14 protein-coding genes are annotated in these 18,061 nt (G+C 38.7%); 13 read left to right on the top strand and 1 reads right to left on the bottom strand.

What is annotated here, in order from left to right; translation table 11 throughout:
* The first annotated feature begins 85 nt into the window (after nucleotides 1-85).
* The 13 genes from NSQ59_RS05460 to NSQ59_RS05520 all read left to right on the top strand — a co-directional run bounded on the left by NSQ59_RS05460 (nucleotide 86) and on the right by NSQ59_RS05520 (nucleotide 17,003).
* Nucleotides 86-1,921, top strand: a complete 1,836-nt coding sequence (locus tag NSQ59_RS05460) for a nitrilase-related carbon-nitrogen hydrolase (RefSeq protein WP_340829915.1) — start codon at nucleotides 86-88, stop codon at nucleotides 1,919-1,921.
* A 61-nt stretch (nucleotides 1,922-1,982) separates the two neighbouring features.
* Nucleotides 1,983-4,043, top strand: coding sequence for a methyl-accepting chemotaxis protein (locus NSQ59_RS05465; RefSeq protein WP_340829916.1), 2,061 nt, complete (start codon nucleotides 1,983-1,985; stop codon nucleotides 4,041-4,043).
* Between the two features lie 586 nt (nucleotides 4,044-4,629).
* Nucleotides 4,630-5,886 carry a group II intron reverse transcriptase/maturase gene (ltrA, locus tag NSQ59_RS05470; protein WP_340828527.1) on the top strand — a complete coding sequence of 419 codons (1,257 nt, stop codon included), beginning with the start codon at nucleotides 4,630-4,632 and terminating at the stop codon, nucleotides 5,884-5,886.
* Between the two features lie 681 nt (nucleotides 5,887-6,567).
* Nucleotides 6,568-7,524, top strand: a complete 957-nt coding sequence (locus NSQ59_RS05475; RefSeq protein ID WP_340829918.1) for a sugar kinase — start codon at nucleotides 6,568-6,570, stop codon at nucleotides 7,522-7,524.
* A 66-nt stretch (nucleotides 7,525-7,590) separates the two neighbouring features.
* Nucleotides 7,591-8,610 carry an ureidoglycolate dehydrogenase gene (gene allD, locus NSQ59_RS05480; RefSeq protein WP_126649040.1) on the top strand — a complete coding sequence of 340 codons (1,020 nt, stop codon included), beginning with the start codon at nucleotides 7,591-7,593 and terminating at the stop codon, nucleotides 8,608-8,610.
* Complete coding sequence (locus NSQ59_RS05485; protein WP_340829920.1) at nucleotides 8,611-9,630, top strand: zinc-binding alcohol dehydrogenase family protein; 1,020 nt, start codon at nucleotides 8,611-8,613, stop codon at nucleotides 9,628-9,630. It begins immediately after the preceding gene.
* Between the two features lie 15 nt (nucleotides 9,631-9,645).
* Nucleotides 9,646-10,281, top strand: a complete 636-nt coding sequence (locus tag NSQ59_RS05490) for a bifunctional 2-keto-4-hydroxyglutarate aldolase/2-keto-3-deoxy-6-phosphogluconate aldolase (RefSeq protein ID WP_340829923.1) — start codon at nucleotides 9,646-9,648, stop codon at nucleotides 10,279-10,281.
* A complete protein-coding gene (gene uxuA / locus NSQ59_RS05495) occupies nucleotides 10,281-11,357 on the top strand; it encodes a mannonate dehydratase (RefSeq protein ID WP_340829925.1) in 1,077 nt (358 codons plus the stop codon). The genes NSQ59_RS05490 and uxuA overlap by 1 nt, the downstream gene beginning before the upstream one ends.
* Nucleotides 11,354-12,190, top strand: coding sequence for an SDR family oxidoreductase (locus NSQ59_RS05500; RefSeq protein ID WP_340829927.1), 837 nt, complete (start codon nucleotides 11,354-11,356; stop codon nucleotides 12,188-12,190). The genes uxuA and NSQ59_RS05500 overlap by 4 nt, the downstream gene beginning before the upstream one ends.
* 64 nt (nucleotides 12,191-12,254) lie before the next feature.
* A complete protein-coding gene (locus NSQ59_RS05505) occupies nucleotides 12,255-13,577 on the top strand; it encodes an MFS transporter (protein WP_340829930.1) in 1,323 nt (440 codons plus the stop codon).
* 23 nt (nucleotides 13,578-13,600) lie between these two features.
* Nucleotides 13,601-14,482, top strand: a complete 882-nt coding sequence (locus tag NSQ59_RS05510; RefSeq protein WP_340829932.1) for an SMP-30/gluconolactonase/LRE family protein — start codon at nucleotides 13,601-13,603, stop codon at nucleotides 14,480-14,482.
* Nucleotides 14,483-14,613: 131 nt separating this feature from the next.
* The gene (locus NSQ59_RS05515; protein ID WP_340833140.1) at nucleotides 14,614-15,615 is read left to right on the top strand and encodes a LacI family DNA-binding transcriptional regulator; all 1,002 of its coding nucleotides are present in this window, start codon (nucleotides 14,614-14,616) and stop codon (nucleotides 15,613-15,615) included.
* Between the two features lie 143 nt (nucleotides 15,616-15,758).
* Nucleotides 15,759-17,003: an MFS transporter gene (locus tag NSQ59_RS05520; RefSeq protein ID WP_340829934.1), complete on the top strand. Its 1,245-nt coding sequence runs from the start codon at nucleotides 15,759-15,761 to the stop codon at nucleotides 17,001-17,003.
* A gap of 80 nt (nucleotides 17,004-17,083) precedes the next feature.
* On the opposite strand, the gene NSQ59_RS05525 is transcribed toward NSQ59_RS05520, so the two are convergent.
* Nucleotides 17,084-17,953, bottom strand: a complete 870-nt coding sequence (locus NSQ59_RS05525) for an AraC family transcriptional regulator (protein WP_340829936.1) — start codon at nucleotides 17,951-17,953, stop codon at nucleotides 17,084-17,086.
* Nucleotides 17,954-18,061: the final 108 nt, after the last annotated feature.

The following is an 18,061-nucleotide window of genomic DNA, read 5'->3' on the forward strand; positions in this document are numbered from 1 at the left end:
AAATGTAACACATCGAAAGGGGAAATGTAGAAATAAACATCCTGCACTTAATATGTAAAATCAACATCAAGAAAGGAAGAATGAAATGTCAGCAAAGAAGATTGTATTTGGAATTGTACTTATTTTAGCTTTAATAACAGCTGGTGTGTATCCATATACACAAAATGACACACCTGTTCATGCAAAGGAAACGAAAATCAAAAAAGTTACAAAGCCTTTTAGGGTAGCATCTATCGAGTTTAATCCAATTTTAAATGAAAGAGATAAGAACGTAGAGGCATTAGCAAAGTTAACGGAAAAAGCATTTAAAAATGGAGCAAAGCTTGTTGTAGCTCCTGAAATGTCTACTACTGGATATTACTATGCTAATCGTAAGTCTATTGAGCCATTTGTTGATACGATTCCTGGTAAAACGACGGATGTATTCGCGAAATTAACGAAAAAATACGATGCTTACATTGTATTTGGTATGCCGGAAGTTGATAAAAAAACAAACCTATATTATAACTCAGCAGCAATGGTAGGTCCTGATGGATACGTTGGCAAGTATCGCAAAACACAAATGTGGGAAACAGAAACACATTGGGGAGCTTGGGGAGACTTAGGCGTACCTGTTTTTGATACAGAATTAGGTAAAATTGCTATTAACATCTGTATGGACTCTGCTTATTTTGAGACTGCAAGATTAGCAGGTATTCAAGGTGCAGACATTCTAGCATTCCCAACGAATTCATCTGCTCAAGCGATTTCTGCTCTTCCTGCTCGTGCACAACAAAATGGAATGTATATTGTCAGTGCAAACCGTTCCAATACAGAGCATGGCTTTCATATGATTGGCGGAAGTGCCGTTTGGTCTCCGGAAGGACATAAGCTTGCGGAAGCTCCTGTTGTCATGACAGAAAAAGAAGATGTCGATGAACCGACGATTACATATGCAACCATTGATCCAAAGCAATACGATAATAAAAATAAAGAAGCATTGAAGGAAAGAAGACCAGAGCTTTATAAAGAGCTTATGCAATATGTAGAGCCATGGGATTATACGAAAAATACAACACCTCACAAAATTGTAGCAGCTGCTCTTCAATATGAGCCTGTATTGGGTGATAAAGCAAAAAATAAAGAAAAAATTGTTTCTCTATTAGAAGACGCAAAGAAACAAGATGGTAATTTAAATTTAGTTGTTCTTCCTGAATTATCTTTAACAGGTCCGGTTGATAATAAAAAAGATGCAGCAAGCTTCGCTGAAAGTGCTGATGGGGAAACAACGCAATTTTTCGCTGATCTTGCAAAGAAATACCAAGTTTCAATCGTAGCAGGACTAATTGAAAAAGAAAATAATAACTTATTTAATTCAGCCTTCTTCATTTCTCCAGATGGCAGCATTGCAGGGAAATATGAAAAAACTCATCTAAGCAAAATGGATAAAAAATGGGCAACACCAGGCTCTTCTTTACCAGTGTTTGAAACAAAGGAATTAGGTAAAATCGGTATTTTAATAGGCGAAGATGCTCAATTTCCGGAAGCTTCAGGAGTTTTAGCAGTGGAACGAGCTGATACAATTGCCATTCCTTCCGCTTGGAATGGACAATACGGAGGAAAGATGGAAATCAGCAAAAAAATGTCTGTCAATAAATATCCGGATGACGCCATGGTTACTTGGGATGCCGTAGCAATTGGTGCACAAGCATATACGGTTGTTGCTAACTATGTCGGAAGCGATCAACATTATTTAGGCGGCAGCAGCTTGTACACGCTTGATCCATTGTATGGTTTAGATCAGCCTGTTGTAGCACCAAGTGATAAAGAGGAAGCATTGGTCGTGAAATATGAAACATTACAAAATGACTGGTGGTTTAACCAAGATAAATTGCTTCTCTCTAGAAGAACACCATATTTTGTTCCATTAATTCAAGAATAAGAGAAAGGAAAGCAAGTTACGGCATAGAAATATGCCTTTCTTGCTTTATAAAGGTTTTTATATGAAGAAAAAAAGAGGTTCATTTAAAACTAAGCTTATAGTCTATTCTTTATTGTTATCCATTATTCCTATTTTTATCGTTTCCTTTTTTATCAATAATGAAGTACGTAAAACCACTCAAAATGCTTATACAGAATCTAGTAAAAAGGAAATTAATCAAGTCGATAATGCGATCTCCTTATATTTTGATACGATTCATGAAAATGCCAAATTATTAGCGACCAATCCTTCTGTCATAGGCGCGGACAAATCCATTACATCTTATATGAAAGTAAAGGGTGTGGATTCGGGTCAATCTGTTGATATGACCCCTTCCAAAAACAGCAAAAAGGAAAAAGAAATATTTGATATTTTTGCCCAGTTTGGCGCTTCACACCCAAATGCAGCTTATGTATATATGGGAACTCCTGATGGCGGCTATATTCAATATCCTGAAGGTCCTACAACGGCAGGCTTTGATCCGCGTGAACGTCCTTGGTATCAAACGGCGACAGCAAATCCTGGTAAAGTTAATATGACAAGTGCCTATGCCGCAAATGGATCGGATTCGATCATTGTAAGTAATGTTGTTACCATTGAACAAAATGGACAACAAAAAGGTGTACTTGGATTAGATGTTGACTTAAATGGATTAACTAGCATCATCAAGCAAATTAAAATTGGGAAAAATGGCTATGTTATTTTAGCGGAGGATAATGGAACGATTCTTGCCGATCCGAAAAATCCAAAGCTAAATTTCAAACCGATATCTACATTAAAAGTTCCAGAGTTAAAAAAATTGAACAAAGATACTAGTATTGAAGCAAAGCTTAACGGAAAGGATTATGTGTTCACAACCATTTCCTCTAAAATAAAAGGCTGGAATTACATATCCGTTGTGGAAAAAAGTGAGTTTCTAGCATCTGCGAAACATATCACGAATATTCTTCTTCTATTAGGTACAATCGTCGCTATTTTAGCGATCATCGTGTCGTTCTTTATGAGTTCAAGGATTACACGTGATATTAAGAAGTTAAGTGCTCTATCCTTATCCATGTCAAAAGGTGATTTGACCCAGCAGGTGGATATCAAATCGAACGATGAAATTGGCGAAACAGGATCTAATTTTAATCTGATGGCTCATAATTTAAAAGAAATGATTACAAAGGTTTCCGATGGGTCCCAGCAACTATCCGCTACATCAGAGGAACTAGCTGCAAGCTCTGAAGAAAACCTAAAAGCATCTACGCAAATATCCGAATCCATTCAGAGTGTGGCTTCAGGCACGGATGAACAAAATGCAGAAATGAATGATGCGGTTAACATTATGAGAGAAGTATTAGAAAATGTGGAAGTAGTAACAACAAGCATGGAAAATGTCCACAAATCTATTAATCTATCTGCAGAAACCGCTAGTCTCGGTAGCGAGGTAGTAAATCAAACTGTCCAACAAATGGCGGAAATCGATCAAAATGTTGCATCTTCTGCAGAAAAAATAAATGAACTAAAAGAAAAATCTAATGAAATTAGCCAAATAAGCCTTATGATTCAATCCATTTCCGAACAAACGAATCTTTTGGCGCTTAATGCAGCCATTGAAGCGGCAAGAGCAGGAGAACAAGGAAAAGGCTTCGCTGTTGTAGCCGATGAGGTTCGAAAACTGGCAGAACAATCAAGCCAATCTGCATCGCAAATTAGTGAAATCATTACGGACATTAAAGAAGGAATCAATGAATCTATGGAACTGGTGGACAAAGGTTCCGATTCCACTAAAGAAGGTCTCGATTTAGTGAATAAAAGCGGTACTGCCTTCGAAAATATTAATAATTCCGTTGTGAACGTAACCAAAAGTATCGCTGAAGTCAGCGGATCTATGAACAAAATGAAAGCAAGTATAGAAGAAGTTTTTACCCATTTTGAAAAAGTCTTTAAAACGTCAATGGGTGTAAATGAACACTCCCAAAACGTTGCCGCATCCTCCGAAGAAATGAGTGCATCCATGAACGAAGTATCTTCCGCGGCACAAGAACTCGCCAAAATGGCAATGGAACTGGAAGAAGTAATATCGCAATTTAAATTGTAAGGAGAACAGGGGTTGCAAGCCCCTGTTTTTTCTTGGTGCGCCCAGCATGGGTGCAGTCTATAGGGTGAAAGTCCCGAACTGTGAAGGCAGAAGTAGCAGTAGCTAAACGCAAGGGTGTCTGTGGTGACGCAGAATCTGAAGGAAGCGGGCGGCAAATCTCCGGTCTGAGGGACACGAACTTCATATAAGGCTAGGTATCATTGGATGAGTTTGCCAAACAAAACGAAGTCCTTTCTGCCAAAGATGATACAGAGTAAATGAAGCAGATAGATGGGGAGAAAGACTGTACTCTTACCTGGGGAGGTCTGGCTGAAATGCCGAGCACACTCGGTAACTTACTTTGTGAAGGGTAATTGAACAGCCAGAAGTCAGCAGAGGTCATAGTACCTGACTAGCTTAAGATGGTTAGGGAAGGACTGAACATTTAAGGAGAATATACACTAGGCGTTCATTGTTTATGATGATACAGACAATCCAATTGGACTTACTTAAAGGAGGAAGTGGTGAATTCCACAGGGGACTTTAAGAGGGTGGAATAAACAATGGCACAAATAGCACGTATATTCACGTGAAAGGATGTATCGAAATGATGGAACGAATACTGTCACGGGACAATCTACTTTCGGCATTGAAACGTGTCGAAAAGAATAAGGGTAGCCATGGAGTAGATGAAATGCCTGTAAAATCCCTACGAGCGCATATTCTACAAAATTGGCAAGAAATCCGAAATTCAATAAAGGACGGAACCTATGAGCCTATGCCAGTCAGACGAGTCGAAATCCCGAAACCAAATGGCGGCGTTCGTTTATTAGGTATTCCTACCGTGACAGACCGTTTTGTCCAACAAGCGATTGCCCAAATATTAACCCCAATCTATGACCCAACCTTTTCCGAACATAGCTATGGGTTTAGACCCAGAAGAAGGGCACATGATGCCGTTAGGGAAGCAAGGCAATATATAGAAGAGGGCTACAGATGGGTAATAGATATGGACTTAGAAAAGTTCTTCGACAAGGTAAATCACGATATGCTTATGGGACTCCTAGCAAAAAGAGTCAAGGATAAGACGATTCTAAAGTTAATTAGAAAATACTTAGAGTCGGGGATTATGATAAACGGTGTGGAAACTATCAGCGAAGAAGGTGTTCCTCAGGGTGGACCATTAAGTCCACTACTTTCCAATATCATGTTAGATGAATTAGATAAGGAACTAGAGGAAAGAGGACACAAATTTGTCCGCTACGCAGATGATTGTAATATTTACGTAAAAACCAAGAAGGCAGGTTTACGCGTCAAGAGTTCTATCACTACTTTCATTGAAAAGAAGCTTAAACTAAAAGTAAATGAAGAGAAAAGTGCGGTGGACAGACCGTGGAAACGAAAGTTTCTTGGATTCAGCTTCACATCAAACCGTAATCCAAAAATCCGTATCGCAAAAGAAAGTATAAAGAGAGCTAAAAGTAGAATAAAAGAACTAACATCAAGGTCAAAACCCATTCCATTGGAATTGCGTATTGAGAAACTAAATGAATACCTTGTTGGTTGGTGCGGATATTTTGCGCTGGCAGACACGCCAACTCCCTTTAAACAACTGGATGAACATATTCGAAGAAGACTCCGAATGTGCCTTTGGAAACAATGGAAACTACCCAAAACAAAAATTAAAAGGCTCATATCCCTTGGCGTTCCAAGAGAGAAGGCCCATGAATGGGGAAATTCTCGTAAGAAATATTGGCGCATTTCGAATAGTCCTATCTTACACACAACACTAAATCTAAAGTTTTGGAGAAATCAAAAGCTTAAAAGTCTGTTAGATAGATACAACCATTTGCGTCATACTTAAGTGAACCGCCGTATACCGAACGGTACGTACGGTGGTGTGAGAGGTCGGGGGTTAGTCACCCCCTCCTACTCGATTGGGTTTGGGGGGCGGTTCTCTTTTCTCAAAATTACTAACAACACTACACCCTTTTTTTGTGAGAAGAGGGACCGGATCAAAAGACCAAGAGGAAAAAAAAACGAGTGCAATGTCCTTTATAGGGGGTTCAAAAGGCCAAGAGGAAGAAAAAATCCGAGTGCAATGTCCTTTATAGGTAATCAAAAGGCCAAGAGAAAGGAAAAATCCGAGTGCAATGTCCTTTATAGGGAATCAAAAGACCAAGAGAAAGAAAAAATCCAAGTCCACTGTCCTTTATAATGGTTAATAATAAGACGGTTCTTACATTTCACTTATTTAAACCAGAGGTGGAAACATGGGAACAATCCTCACAAACTAAAAAAACTTTCAAATTATTATTGAAAATGAAAAGGGTTTCAGATATACTCTTACTAAACCGATTTACTAATTATTTTAAATTTTTGCATACTAGTTTCTTAGATTAGTATGGCAAGTTACATAGAATTATTAAATCGATTTATTTTTTATTTGGTAACTAAACCGATTTATAAATCTTTTATTTTTTGCTCGATACTAAACCGGTTTATCTAATCAACTTAGAAGGAAACGAAAGAAGGAGGTATTAAAATGCCACCAAGTTTTAGTGTTTTTACGATAGGGGATGCTTTGATCACCTTTAATCCGTCCCAAACCGGACCAATGCGATACGTCCCTCAGTTTGAACGAAAAGTGGGAGGAGCTGAGCTTAATTTTGCTATCGGCTGTTCTCGTCTCGGGTTACGTTCAAAGTGGGTAAGTCGTTTAGGAAAGGACGAATTTGGACGATATATTTATAATTTCGTACGTGGCGAAGGGGTGAATACCGAAGATGTCCAGTTTGTGGAAGGATATCCAACTTCATTGAATTTTAAAGAGATTCGGGAGGATGGTTCGGGAAAAACCTTTTATTACCGCTATCAATCTCCCATATTAACGTTAACTCCGGATGATATAACAGAGGATATGTTAGATGGTATCAATCTGGTCCATATTACGGGTGTTTTTTTAGCGGTAGACCCTAAAAATATCGAAATTGTGAAGCGAGTTTTAGAACTAGCGAAGCAAAAGCACATAACTGTTTCTATGGATCCTAATATTCGTTTGAAATTATGGACCATCGAGGAGGCAAGAAAAGCTTATTTTGAACTGTTACCATACGTGGATATCTTGCTGACAGGTCTAGATGAGATCAAGCTAATATTAGATTCTTCATCAGAAGAAGATTTTGTGAACTTGGCAAAACGCTATAACATTGATCAGCTTGTTATAAAAGATGGTGCAAACGGATCAAGGGTTTTTTATCGTGGAATATGGTTTCAAAAAGAAGCTTTTGCGGTTAAACCAGTAGACACGGTTGGAGCCGGCGATGGTTTTGATGCGGGCTATATTTATGGGTATTTATATGATTTACATATGGAAGAACGATTAGCATTTGCAAATGGGGTCGGTGCATTAGTGACGACTGTCTCGGGAGATAACGAAGGCTTACCTTATTTAGAGGAAGTTTGGTCTTTTATACGAAACGAAGCAGTGATAGAAAGATAAATACCAATAATTGTAATGAACTGATTGGAAGCGTTTTTATAGTTTCTAAAGTAAGGAGATGGAAGCATGGCGACTGTAACCATAAAAGCAGAGGAAGCAAAGCAGCTAGTCATTCAGAAATTACAAGAAGCAGGGTTAAATGATCAACATGCTATGAAAATAGCGGACGTTTTAGTCCATGCGGATTTAAGAAATGTAAATTCCCACGGTGTTTTGCGAACAGAACATTATATCAATCGTTTGAAAGCAGGGGGGATTAAACCTGACGCAAACATCACTTTTCAATCTACCGGACCTGTAACAGGCATTGTAGATGGAGATGATGGCTTTGGTCATGTAGTTGCAGATATTGCGATGGATCATGCAATTGAAATGGCAAAGTCAAGTGGAGTTGGGATGGTAACGGCAATGAACAGCAGCCATTGCGGGGCTTTAAGCTATTTTGTTCAAAAGGCTGCAGAGGAAAAGCTAATAGGAATTGCCATGACACATACGGATAAAATTGTCGTTCCGTTTGGAGGGAAAACACAATTTCTCGGTACTAATCCGATTGCATATGGGGTTCCGGCCAAGACGAAGCAGCCATTTATCCTTGATATGGCGACATCGAACGTAGCTTTAGGGAAAATTCTCCAAGCTCGTGAGGAAGGAAAAGAAATACCGGAAGGCTGGGCGGTAGATGAAAATGGAGCTCCCGTAACGGATCCAAACAAAGTCGCTTCTCTTACCCCATTTGGAGGACCTAAAGGGTACGGTTTGGCCGTGATAGTAGACATTTTCTCCGGACTATTAGCAGGTGCGGCATTCGGTCCGCACATTGGAAAAATGTACGATGATCTTGATAAGAAAAGAAAACTGGGACATTACTTCTGTGCGATAAACCCTGCTTTCTTCACGGATCCAGACGTCTTTTTAGAGCAAATGGACCGGATGATGGAAGAATTACAACAGGTACCGCCTGCACCGGGATTTGATCGGGTATATGTGCCTGGGGAAATTGAACAATTGCATGAAGCAAGAAATCTTGAGCAAGGGATTACCATCGCTTCAAGCGTATATGAATTTTTAACAAAGAAGGTGCAATAAATGAAAGCGGTTCAAGTTAGAAAAGCACATGAACTTATCATTAATGAAATCGAAAAACCACAGATTGTACATACAACAGACGTTCTTGTAAAAGTAAAACGTGTGGGGATTTGCGGTTCAGATATGCATATCTATCATGGAACGAATCCGCTCGCTACTTTACCGCGAGTAATTGGTCATGAGGTTGCCGGGGAAGTAGAAGAGGTTGGCCAAGAAGTGAAGGGAATAAAAGTTGGCGACCATGTGGTAGTGGAACCAATCCGATATTGCGGCGAATGTTATTCGTGCCGAAAAGGTCGTCCGAATGTTTGTGAAAATTTATCCGTATTTGGTGTACATGAAGATGGCGGAATGAGGGAATGGCTCGTTTTACCTGAAAAACAACTTCATGTGGTAGATTCCTCTTTACCTTGGGAAGAAATTGTTCTCGCAGAACCTTATACGATTGGTGCACAAGCGACATGGAGAGGCGATGTTGAAGAAGGAGATACCGTGTTAATTCAAGGAGCAGGTCCAATTGGAATTTGTGTTTTAAAAATGGCTAAGTTGCTGGGTGCAACGGTGATGATCACGGATCTAAGTGAGGAACGATTAACTTTCGCTAAGGAAAATGGCGCTGATGTAACAGTGAATGCCGGAAGTGAAGACGTTCGAAAACGTGTAGAGGAGTGGACAAATGGCGAAGGGGCAAATGTTGTAATTGATGCCGTTTGCTTGCCAATGACATTCGAATTGGGGATTGATGTTGTTTCTCCTGCCGGAAGAGTGGTTGTGCTTGGGTTTGATGAACGAAAAGCTGCTATTTCACAACTTCCAATTACAAAAGGGGAAGTGACGATAGTAGGTTCAAGATTACAAACTTACCAGTTCCCGAAGGTCGTGAAGCTATTAAATGAAGGAAAGCTTCGTCATAACGGACTCGTTACTCATACTTACAAATTAGAAGATGTTCAAAAAGCTTTTGACTTTATAGAACAACATCCGGAACAAGTACGCAAAGCCCTTATCGAATTCGAGTAAGGAGGTTATGATTTGATGAATAAAGAAACTATCACTCAACAATTAGTAGAGAAGAAAGTAGTAGCAGTCATTCGGGGCAAGTCTGGAGAAGAAGCTGGCCAATTGTCGAAAGCGGCAATAGATGGCGGTATTCAAGTAATTGAGTTAACTTATACCACTCCTCAAATCGAAAAGGCATTTAAGGTTCTTCAACATACGGATGCACTAATTGGTGCAGGATCTGTATTAGATGCCGAAACTGCTAGGCATGCAATGTTAAATGGCGCTAAATTCATTGTTAGTCCATATTTTAACGAAGAAGTTGCGATTCTTTGCAACCGTTACGGTATCCCGTACATGCCAGGCTGTATGACAATTCGGGAAATGGCAATGGCGTTGGAAGCTGGATGTGATGTACTGAAATTATTCCCGGCTAATCATTTTGAACCGTCCTTTATAAAATCTGTAAATGGACCGCTTCCAAATGTACGAATTATGCCTACGGGTGGAATTAATTTATCCAATTTAAAAAATTGGCTGGATGCGGGAGCGGTAGCAGTGGGGATCGGCAGTGATTTAAACAAAGCTTATCAAAGCGGCGGCTACGATGCTGTTGTAGAATTAAGCCGAAATTATATCCAAAAAAGTGAAGAAAAAGTGGAGGTGTCATGATGAATATTACATTCAGATGGTATGGCAGAGAGAATGATACCGTTACATTAGAACAAATAAAACAAATCCCAGGAGTCAAAGGAATTGTTTGGGCATTACACCAAAAACCAGCCGGAGAAGTTTGGGAAAAGGCAGAAATTAAAGAGGAAATTGAATATATCCAATCATTTGGTTTTCATACCGATGTCGTAGAAAGTGTTAATGTTCATGAATCTATTAAACTAGGCAATGAAAACCGCATGAAATATATCGAGAATTACAAGGAAACTATTCGAAATCTAGCAGAATTTGGAGTAAAAGTTATTTGTTATAATTTCATGCCAGTGTTTGATTGGACACGTACAGAAATGTTCCATCCTTTAAAAGATGGATCGACGGCACTATTCTATGAAAAAGCAAAAGTAGATCAAATTGACCCGCAGGAACTTATTCAAACAGTCGCAAAGTCGTCTAATCTAACATTGCCAGGCTGGGAACCGGAAAGGCTTGAGCGTATTTCTGAACTATTTGATGCTTATAAAACCGTCGATGAAGAAAAACTTTGGGAGAATCTAGCTTTCTTCCTTAACGAAATTTTACCTGTAGCAGAGGCTTGTGATATTAAAATGGCCATCCATCCGGACGATCCACCATGGTCTATCTTTGGATTACCACGCATTATCACCGGCAAAGAAAGCTATGAAAAGCTAATGGAAATTTCTGATTCACCATTGAATGGTTTTACATTATGTACAGGCTCTATGGGGGCAAATCCTAACAATAATATGGTGGAAATAGCTAAAGAATATGCTAATCGCTCTCCTTTCGCACATATTCGGAATGTGAAAATCTATGAAAATGGGGATTTTGAAGAGACTTCTCATTATACACAAGATGGTTCCATTGATGTAAAAGGGGTCGTCGAGGCGTTACATAATCAAGATTATAATGGCTACGTCAGACCTGACCACGGCCGCCATATCTGGGGAGAGGTTTGCCGCCCAGGTTATGGATTATACGACCGTGCTTTAGGAATTATGTATTTACTAGGTTTATGGGATGCATATGAGGCTAAAAAGGCAGGTAATAAAGCATGATTCCAATTCATGAAAACTTAGAAGGCAGAGTGGCAGTTATCACAGGTGGCAGCGGTGTTCTATGTTCCAAAATGGCGAGTGAATTAGCTCGCCATGGAGTGAAAATCGCCATTTTAAATAGAACAGCTGAAAGTGGAAAACTAGTAGTCGATCAAATTAAAGAGTCCGGTGGAACGGCTATTTCCATTGTAGCGGATGTATTGGATCGAAGTTCTTTAGAAAAAGCCAAAGAACGAATCGTAGAAGAGTTTGGCGGAGTTGATATCTTAATTAATGGTGCAGGCGGCAACCATCCGGATGCTATCACAGGGCCTGAAACCTATGAGGAAGATGCTGAAGGGAAATCATTTTTTGATTTGGATGAACGCGGATTTTCAACTGTTTTCGCCAGCAACTTCACCGGCACATTTTTAGTAAGCCAAGTTTTTGGAAAATTGTTATTACAAGCGAAAGCACCTGTTATCTTAAACTTTTCTTCTATGAGTTCCTATGCTCCAATGACAAAGGTGCCGGCTTATAGTGCCGCAAAAGCTTCTATTAATAATTTCACGATGTGGATGGCGGTCCATTTTGCGGAAGCAGGCTTACGTGTAAATGCGGTCGCTCCAGGGTTCTTCTTAACCAAGCAGAACCGCGATTTGCTGCTAAACGAAGACGGAAGCTATACTCCGCGTTCACAGAAAATTATAACAGGAACACCGATGAAACGATTTGGACAACCAGAGGATCTACTTGGAACAATGCTTTGGCTTTTGGATGAATCATATTCGGGATTTGTGACAGGTGTTACGGTGCCTGTTGATGGAGGGTTTATGGCTTATTCAGGGGTATAAATACCTCTGAATAAACCCATTGTATAGGAGAAATTTTTTAGGTTGAATGAAAGGAAGAAATGAAATGGAGAAGGTACAACATGTAAATGAAAGACCTTTTAGTCAAGATCTACGAAAAAGAAGTTGGGTTCCAAAAGCACACCCGGTATCATGGCTAATGCTTCTTGTAACAACATTAGCAATGTTACTTTGTTCCATTGACCGACAAATACTTCCTACTGTATTACCTGATATAATGAAAGATTACAAGTTAAATTCTGTAGAAGCAGGATTTTTGAATTCATTAAACTTTATTGGTTCTTTTATCGGAGCTATTCTTGTTGGCGTACTTGCTGATAGTTTAGGAGGAGGATATAGGCGTGCATGGTCCTGGATGGGAACATGTATTATCACCGCTGTTGCAGGAATAGCTACCTTTTTCTCAAAGGGAGTCGGTGGATTACAATTTTGGAGATTTATTATGGGATTTGGTACAGGTGCAATGGAGCCAGTTAACGTTGCTCTTGTAAGTGATTTCTGGCATAAAGAAAATAGAGGATTTGCAATCGGTACACATCATACCGGTCTTCCAATTGGACAATTTGTAGGCCCGGTACTTATCGGAGTTATTTTAGCAGTAGGTACTTGGAGAACCACATTTTTATGGATACCTATTATCGGGATAGTTATTATGCTATTACAAGTTTTCGTTGGTACAAAAAAGAATGAGCAAAGAGTTTATAATTGGATTAATCAAAAGAATTTAACGTTACCTCGAGACACTCATGTAACTGTTACAAAAAATCCGTTTAAAAACGCATTAGAAGCAATTAAAAATAGGAACGTTATGTTAGGCATGTCTATTAACTTTTTGTTCTTATGGACGGAAATGGGAGCAGCGACATTCTTAACTTTACAGCTTACTTCCAATGTTGGTCTGTCTTTAGCACACGCGGCAGTAATATCTGGTGCATCTGGTATTACGGGATGGATTGGTCAAATTGTATGGGGTACAGTGAGTGATCATTTAGGTAGAAAATTTTCATTAAGTATTTTAGCTGTTGGTTCTGCTGTAAGTGTTTTAGGATGTATTTTTATTCATAGCGCTACATTTGCATGGGTTATTCTTATTATCTGGGGAATTTTTCGTAATTCACCTTATCCAGTCGTATTTTCACTTGCAGTTGACTCCTCTAAAAAATCCGCTGGTGCCGGATTGGGTATATTAATAGGGGTTAGTTTAGGTCTTTCAGGTGCTTTAGTTACTCCAGTTGCAGGGTATTTTATCGAACATTTTGGTTGGACATGGAACTATATTATGCTTTCAGCTTTTAGTTTGTTAGCGTTAATTCCTATTTATTTAATTCGAGAAACTGCTGGAGAAAAGGCTTCCATTAAAGCGGAATAAATAGAAAAAGGAGAGAACAAAAATTGTCTCGAGAATTAGAACTAATTGCTGATGTGAAATCACTAATAGGAGAAGGGCCAAGCTGGGATTCAAAAAATAATTGCCTATACTGGGTAGATATTGTAGGAAGAAAGATATATACCTATTATCCAGAAACAGGGTCTGTTCATGAGATCAATACAAAAAAATATGTTGGCTGCATCGTTCCAAAGGAAGGTGGGGGGATTGCTTTAGCAATGCAGGATGGTTTCTACACATTGGATAATGGCGATGCTGTATTTACATTACTTGCTCAACCGCCAAATTATGATCCATTTACGTTTCGTTTTAATGATGGCAAATGCGATGAGAAAGGAAGGTTTTGGGCAGGAACTACTTCCTTTTTTGAAGAAAGAAATAATGCCAAATTATATTGTCTTGGCCAAGATCTTTCCGTAAAAGAAACATTAGGGAATATTACCGTTTCTAATGGATTGGGATGGAGCCCAGATAATAAAGTTATGTATTATATCGACTCACCTAAAAGAGAGATATATGCCTTTGATTATGATCTAGAAACCGGAAGTATTAGTAACCGAAGAGTGGTTATCGATTTCCATGGTCAACATGCTAATCCGGATGGCATGACAGTTGATGAAGAAGGCATGCTTTGGATCGCTCATTGGGGCGGGCATCAAGTGTCGCGATGGAATCCTCAAACAGGATCCAAAATTGACAGTATACCAGTCCCGGTTTCTCGCGTGACTTCATGTGTTTTTGGTGGAAAAGATTTGAATGAACTATATATAACAACTGCAAGAATTGGCATGGATGATGATCAATTAAAAGAAGAACCATTAGCGGGTGCATTATTTAAAATGAAGCTTGATATTAAGGGGCTTCCTACCCATTGTTTCCGTGGATAATGTGTTAAATGAGTCTGAAAATAAATTGTAAAGCGGTTCCAATTATAATAGAATTATCTTTAATTATAATGGGACCGTTTTTATAAATATAAAATTATCACACGGTTTACACAAAAGGAATGAACAAATTGATGAAGAAAATAACCATTGCGGATGTTGCAAAACATGCCAATGTATCCAAAAGTACCGTTTCACAATATTTGAATGAACGATTTGAATATATGAGTGAAAAAACACGAAAGAAAATTAAAGATACTATTGATGAGTTAAACTATCAACCTAACATATTAGCAAGAAGCTTAAAGCAGAAATCTACTTTTACGATCGGCGTGGTCGTGGCTAATAATGTCCACACTTTTTCCACAAATATCATTCGCGCAATCGAAGGATATTTTTATCAACAAGGGTTTCATATAATTGTGTGTAATGCGGATGATGAGCCGCAAAAGGAAAAGAATTATATTGAAATGCTGAGGGCAAAGCAAGTAGATGGAATTATCATTTTTCCAACAGGGGATAATCTTGATTTGTATCAGCAAATGATTCGCGATCAGTTTCCGATTGTGTTTATGGATAGGACGATTGCAGAGTTGGATATTACAACGGTTATGCTCGATAATCATCTGGCTGCAAAACTGGCTGTTGATCATTTTGTTGAAAAAGGATATCGGAATATTGCGATAGTGACCACTTCTATTATCCGGAATATTAGTCCGCGTGTGGAACGTATTCAAGGATACAGAGAGGCGCTTGAATCGTATGGATTCCCTGTTAAGGAAGAATATATTAAGACAGCTCCAGCGGAAGAAATTTCAGAGGCATTAACGGAGTTATTTTCGTTAGATACACCTCCTGAAGCTGTATTAGCTGGGAATGATATTGTCCTAAACGAAGTGTTAAGATTTATCAAAAACCGTAATTTAAAGATTCCTAATGATGTTGCGGTAATTGGGATTGATGAGGTGCCATTTGCTGATTTCTATACTCCAACGATTACCACTGTTAAACAGCCGACTGTAGAAATGGCTCATTTAGCTGCAGAACAGCTTCTTAGTCAGATTAAACAAGAAAGGGTTATCGATACAGGTGTACATCGTTTTAAACCAACATTAATCCCAAGATTTTCCTGTTAAATTAGAATCTTTCGTTTTTTGAAAAACTAAATCGGTTTATTATCCATTTTTCAAAAATATAAACTACTAACATGTTTCTGTTATTAAATGGAAACGCTTTCTGTATTCAGAGAAATATAAAATTTATTCCAGGGGGAGTATGGATGTTTTCTAAAGGAAGAGGAGTTGTAATTCTATTCTTGTTTTTAGCTGGAGTGGTCAATTATTTAGACCGTTCTGCATTATCCGTTGGGGCTCCATTTATTAGACATGATTTAACCTTAACAGATACACAAATGGGAATTATTTTCAGTAGTTTCTCTGTTGGATATGCGATTTTTAACTTTTTGGGAGGGATGGCATCGGATCGATTTGGCGCCAAACTTACCCTATTTGTTGCAATGATTGTTTGGTCGCTTTTCAGCGGAGCTATCGTGCTTGCTGTTGGTTTTGTCAGCATGATTGTCATTCGCGTATTGTTTGGAATGGGCGAAGGTCCGCTTTCAGCAACGATTAATAAAATGGTCAATAACTGGTTTCCGCCGAGTAATCGTGCATCAGTGGTTGGGTTAACAAACAGTGGGACTCCACTCGGCGGTGCCATTTCAGGACCAATCGTTGGTTTTATTGCTATTTCATTTGGATGGAGATATTCCTTTATTGCGATTATGTTAATTGGTCTAATTTGGGCACTGTTCTGGTGGAAGTTTGTAAAAGAAAAACCATCGGATTCGACTTCTGCAGAATTGGAAATTGCTGCGGCAAAAGAAAGGGATCAATCTGGTAAAAAATACAGTCTGACTTTTTATCTAAAACAAAAAACCGTATTATTTACAGCCTTTGCATTCTTTGCTTACAACTATATTCTATTTTTCTTTTTAACTTGGTTCCCAAGCTATTTGGTAGATGCCCGCGGATTAAGTGTTAAGGATATGAGTGTGGTAACGGTTATTCCGTGGATACTAGGCTTTTTAGGTCTCGCTTTAGGCGGAATTGTATCCGATTTCTTCTACAAGAAATTCATCAAAAAGGGAGTCTTGTTCTCCAGAAAGCTCGTCCTTGTTACATGTCTGTTCTTATCAGCAGTTTGTATCGGCTTTGCCGGCGTGGTAACGACGACCGTTGGTGCCGTAACTTTGGTAGCGCTCTCTGTTTTCTTCTTATATTTAACAGGTGCAATCTACTGGGCAATCATCAATGATGTTGTCGATCAAAACAATGTTGGATCTGTTGGCGGTTTCATGCACTTTTTAGCGAATACAGCAGGAATTATTGGGCCAACCTTAACTGGCTACCTTGTTGATAAGTCAGGAACTTTTACTGCTGCATTTATTCTTGCCGGTGCTTTAGCAGTAGTTGCTTCTCTGGCAGTTATTCGATTTGTTCGTCCGATTGTGAAAGAGGCGTAATGGGAGCATGGGGACGGTTCTCCTGTTTCATACAACGTAAGAGTAAATAGAAAAGAAAAGACCAGAGACATCGAAATTCATCATGTGTTTCTGGTCTTTTTATCACTTTTTCGATAGCTTGCTGGAGTCATTTTTAGATATTTTTTAAAAATACGATGAAAATGGGACACGCTTTCGAAGCCGCATTTTTCAGCTATTTGTGACACCGTGTAAGTAGTAGTTAATAAAAGCTCTTTTGCCTTAATGATCCTTTTGGTGTTCAAATATTCGATTAATCCAATTCCTGTTTTTTGTTTAAATATTCTGCTGAAATGGGAGGTGCTCACTAAAGATTTATTGGCAAGCTCTGTTAAGGATAAAGATTCCCCTAAATGTTCATTTATATATGCCAAGATATCGGTTATCCAATCCGAGTTGTATATTCTACTTTTCGCGTTGCTTTTTATGCGAATGCGATATAAATCGAGAATTATTTGGTGGAGTATGATCAATGAAGCATGCTTTGCCCCAAGCTCCTCGTTCGTTATTTCCTGTTGAATCGTTAATAGTTGTTTTTCTATTTTTTGTTGTGCTTCGGATGGCAAAGATATTTGATAGATATTAAACTTCTTTGTTTCCTCAAATAAATGTATATAGGAAAAAAATTCGTCTACTGGATTATTATATAGCAGGGTTGGGCTAAAAAAGATAATGGTTGATGTAACGGGATTATCCTTATCGGGCATTGCTCTGTGAATTGTATTATTTGGAATCAGAAATACATCACCTTGCTGCATTCGATAAAATACATCACCAATAAAGAAAGTTCCTTGGCCGCTATAAACATATACAATTTCATAATAATCGTGCACATGGTTAGACAGTTCCCTTTGTGGGCTCTTTGTATCTCGGAAGACAAAGGAAAAAGGGAACAGCAAGTTTTGATTTGACACTTTTTGAATATTTTTCATCCGTTTATCACCTTGTATTTATTATATCAAAAATGAGCACAATTACAGCAAAATATGCCATTTGTATTTCATTTCTTGATGATAAAATAGAGTTATGAATTGAAAGGG

The sequence above is a fragment of the Margalitia sp. FSL K6-0131 genome, from assembly GCF_038008735.1.
GTDB lineage: Bacteria > Bacillota > Bacilli > Bacillales > Bacillaceae_C > Margalitia > Margalitia shackletonii.